The organism is Citrobacter sp. S55_ASV_140 (genome assembly GCF_018919505.1).
Taxonomy (GTDB): Bacteria; Pseudomonadota; Gammaproteobacteria; order Enterobacterales; family Enterobacteriaceae; genus Citrobacter; species Citrobacter werkmanii.
On sequence record NZ_JAHLQZ010000263.1, the window covers coordinates 1 to 4,351 of the forward strand.

The window sequence follows — 4,351 nt, forward strand, 5'->3', positions numbered from 1 at the left end:
GCTCCTGGCGTTAATGATTGCCGGCAGCGAACTGGACGTCATTGCGATTATCGGCATTATTTTGCTCATCGGTATCGTCAAGAAAAACGCCATCATGATGATCGACTTTGCCCTGGCCGCAGAGCGCGAACAGGGTATGGCGCCGCGTGAAGCTATTTTCCAGGCCTGCCTGCTGCGTTTTCGCCCGATCCTGATGACCACGCTGGCGGCGCTGCTGGGCGCGTTGCCCCTGATGTTAAGTACCGGTGTGGGTGCTGAATTACGCCGTCCATTAGGGATTGGTATGGTCGGTGGTCTGCTGTTAAGCCAGGTATTAACGCTGTTCACCACCCCGGTGATTTATCTGCTGTTTGATCGTTTGTCGCTGTATGTGAAAAGCCGTTTCCCACGTCAGGAAGAGGAAGCGTAAATGAAATTTTTCGCGCTTTTCATTCATCGTCCGGTGGCGACTATTCTCATTTCTGTGGCCATCACTCTGTGCGGCATACTGGGCTTTCGTCTGCTGCCGGTGGCCCCGCTGCCGCAGGTGGATTTCCCGGTGATTATGGTTAGCGCCTCATTACCCGGCGCATCTCCTGAAACGATGGCCTCCTCCGTCGCCACCCCGCTGGAGCGCTCTCTGGGCCGCATCGCGGGCGTGAATGAAATGACCTCAAGCAGTTCGCTTGGCAGCACACGCATTATTCTCGAATTTAATTTCGACCGTGACATCAACGGCGCTGCGCGAGACGTTCAGGCCGCGATTAACGCCGCACAAAGCCTGCTACCAAGCGGAATGCCCAGTCGCCCAACGTACCGCAAAGCCAACCCTTCCGACGCGCCGATTATGATCCTGACGCTCACTTCTGATACGTATTCTCAGGGTGAGTTGTACGATTTCGCCTCGACCCAACTGGCGCAAACCATCGCGCAAATCGACGGCGTCGGTGACGTGGATGTGGGAGGCAGTTCTCTGCCCGCCGTGCGTGTAGGACTCAACCCGCAAGCGTTGTTTAACCAGGGAGTCTCACTCGACGACGTGCGTAGCGCAATTGATAACGCCAACGTGCGTAAGCCGCAGGGAGCTATCGAGAGTGAAACACATCGTTGGCAGGTACAAACCAACGATGAGCTGAAAACGGCAGCCGAATACCAACCCATTATCATCCACTACAATAACGGCGCTGCGGTGAGGTTAGGTGACGTTGCGTCGGTGAGCGACTCGGTGCAGGACGTGCGCAATGCGGGGATGACCAATGCCAAACCGGCCATCCTGCTGATGATCCGCAAACTACCGGAAGCCAATATCATTCAGACGGTAGACAGCATCCGGGCCAAACTACCGGAGTTACAAGCCCTGGTCCCGGCCGCCATCGACCTGCAAATTGCCCAGGACCGCTCTCCGACCATTCGCGCCTCGCTGGAGGAAGTTGAACAGACGCTGATTATCTCTGTGGCGCTGGTCATCCTGGTGGTCTTTGTTTTTCTGCGTTCCGGACGCGCAACACTTATCCCCGCCGTCGCGGTTCCGGTCTCGCTAATCGGCACATTTGCCGCCATGTATTTGTGCGGATTCAGCCTGAACAACCTGTCGTTAATGGCGCTAACCATTGCCACGGGTTTTGTCGTCGATGACGCCATCGTGGTACTGGAAAATATTGCCCGCCATCTGGAAGCCGGAATGAAACCACTTCAGGCAGCGTTACAAGGCACGCGCGAAGTCGGTTTTACGGTGCTCTCCATGAGCCTGTCACTGGTAGCAGTGTTTCTGCCGCTGCTGCTGATGGGCGGCCTGCCGGGGCGGCTGTTACGCGAATTTGCCGTCACGCTGTCGGTTGCCATCGGCATTTCCCTGCTGGTGTCGCTGACATTAACGCCAATGATGTGCGGCTGGATGCTTAAATCCAGCGCCCCGCGCGCGCAGACGCGTAAGCGGGGATTTGGTCGCGTGTTGGTAGCGCTGCAACAGAGTTACGGCACATCGCTTAAATGGGTACTGCGCCATACGCGCCTGGTGGGCGTGGTATTACTCGGTACCATTGCGCTGAATATTTGGCTCTACATCTCCATCCCGAAAACCTTCTTCCCTGAGCAGGATACAGGCGTATTGATGGGTGGGATCCAGGCTGACCAAAGCATCTCTTTCCAGGCGATGCGCGGCAAACTGCAGGACTTTATGCAGATCATCCGCGACGATCCGGCGGTGAATAACGTCACTGGCTTCACCGGCGGTTCCCGGGTCAATAGCGGGATGATGTTTATTACCCTCAAGCCACGCGATGAACGCCGTGAAAGCGCGCAACAGGTGATCGACCGCCTGCGCGTCGCGCTGGCAAAAGAGCCGGGCGCGAATCTGTTTCTGATGGCAGTGCAGGATATTCGCGTCGGCGGACGACAGGCCAACGCCAGCTATCAGTACACATTGCTGTCCGACGACCTGGCGGCGCTGCGTGAATGGGAACCTAAAATTCGTAAGGCGTTAGCCGCCCTGCCCCAACTGGCGGACGTCAATTCCGATCAGCAGGACAATGGCGCGGAGATGAATCTGATTTACGATCGCGACACCATGTCCCGTCTGGGAATCGATGTTGCCGCCGCCAACAGCCTATTGAATAACGCTTTCGGACAACGACAGATTTCGACAATTTATCAACCGATGAACCAGTACAAAGTGGTGATGGAGGTCGATCGACGTTACACCCAGGATATTAGCGCGCTGGACAAAATGTTCGTCATCAACAATGACGGTAAGGCGATCCCGTTATCGTACTTTGCCAAATGGCAACCGGCGAATGCCCCGCTGTCGGTGAATCATCAGGGCTTGTCCGCCGCGTCAACGGTGTCGTTTAACCTGCCGACGGGCTCTTCACTTTCTGAAGCGACAGAGGCCATCAACAGGACGATGACCCAGCTTGGCGTGCCCTCAACGGTTCGCGGTAGTTTTGCTGGTACCGCGCAGGTCTTTCAGGACACCATGAACTCGCAGGTGATCCTGATTATCGCGGCCATCGCAACGGTCTACATCGTGTTAGGTATGCTGTATGAAAGTTATGTTCACCCTCTGACTATTCTTTCCACACTGCCTTCAGCGGGCGTCGGGGCGTTACTGGCACTGGAGCTATTCAATGCCCCGTTCAGCCTAATCGCCCTGATAGGGATCATGCTATTAATTGGTATTGTGAAGAAAAACGCCATCATGATGGTCGATTTTGCGTTGGAAGCGCAGAGAAACGGTAAGTTGCAACCGGAGGAAGCCATTTTCCAGGCCTGCCTGTTACGCTTTCGCCCAATAATGATGACCACGCTGGCTGCGCTGTTTGGCGCGCTGCCGCTGGTGTTATCCGCAGGTGATGGCTCCGAACTGCGCCAGCCATTAGGGATCACCATCGTCGGCGGGCTGGTAGTGAGTCAACTCCTGACGCTGTACACCACGCCCGTGGTGTATCTCTTTTTCGACCGTCTGCGTCTGCGTTTTTCGCGTAAAAATAGCAAACCGGTAGCCGAGTTATGACAGAACTTCCCGACAGCACCCGCTGGCAACTTTGGATTGTGGCATTTGGCTTTTTTATGCAGTCGCTGGATACCACCATCGTCAATACCGCGCTTCCTTCGATGGCCGCCAGCCTCGGAGAAAGCCCGTTACATATGCATATGGTCATTGTGTCGTATGTATTAACCGTTGCCGTAATGCTGCCAGCCAGCGGATGGCTGGCCGATAAAGTTGGCGTGCGCAATATCTTCTTCACCGCCATCATCCTGTTTACGCTTGGCTCGCTGTTTTGCGCCTGGTCCGGCACGCTCAACGAGCTGGTGATGGCGCGCGTCTTACAAGGCGTTGGCGGCGCGATGATGGTGCCGGTTGGCAGGCTAACGGTGATGAAAATCGTCCCGCGTGAGCAATATATGGCGGCGATGACGTTTGTCACGTTACCCGGTCAGATTGGCCCATTGTTGGGTCCGGCGTTAGGCGGCGTTCTGGTCGAGTATGCCTCCTGGCACTGGATATTTTTGCTGAACATTCCGGTTGGTATTGTCGGCGCGATAGCAACGTTAATGCTGATGCCCAACTATACGATGCAAACGCGACGCTTCGATCTTTCGGGATTCGCGATGCTGGCTGTCGGCATGGCGGTGCTAACGGTGGCGCTCGATGGCAGTAAAGGAACCGGCATCTCCGGTATTACGCTGGCTGCGCTGGTTATCTGCGGGGTGTTGGCTATTGCGCTGTATCTGAAACACGCCCATCGTAATCCACGCGCGCTGTTTAGTTTGAATCTGTTTCACACACCAACCTTCTCGTTAGGTCTGCTCGGCAGTTTTGCCGGACGCATCGGCAGCGGTATGCTGCCGTTTATGACGCCGGTGTTTTTAC

General features: G+C 55.6%; 3 protein-coding genes. All 3 read left to right on the plus strand.

The window, feature by feature from the left end:
- A partial coding sequence (locus KQJ18_RS22000) for an efflux RND transporter permease subunit (protein ID WP_216422735.1) occupies positions 1–409 on the plus strand: 409 nt, incomplete at its 5' end.
- Positions 410–3,490, plus strand: a complete 3,081-nt coding sequence (gene mdtC, locus KQJ18_RS22005; RefSeq protein WP_038641823.1) for a multidrug efflux RND transporter permease subunit MdtC — start codon at positions 410–412, stop codon at positions 3,488–3,490. It abuts the gene before it with no gap.
- Positions 3,487–4,351: multidrug transporter subunit MdtD (gene mdtD, locus KQJ18_RS22010; RefSeq protein ID WP_216422737.1), on the plus strand; the 865-nt coding region annotated here is incomplete at its 3' end. The genes mdtC and mdtD, both read left to right, overlap by 4 nt.

Coding starts and splice junctions, on each gene's coding strand:
- mdtC (WP_038641823.1), top strand. CDS start 410: ATGAAATTTTTCGCGCTTTTCATTCATCGTCCGGTGGCGACTATTCTC.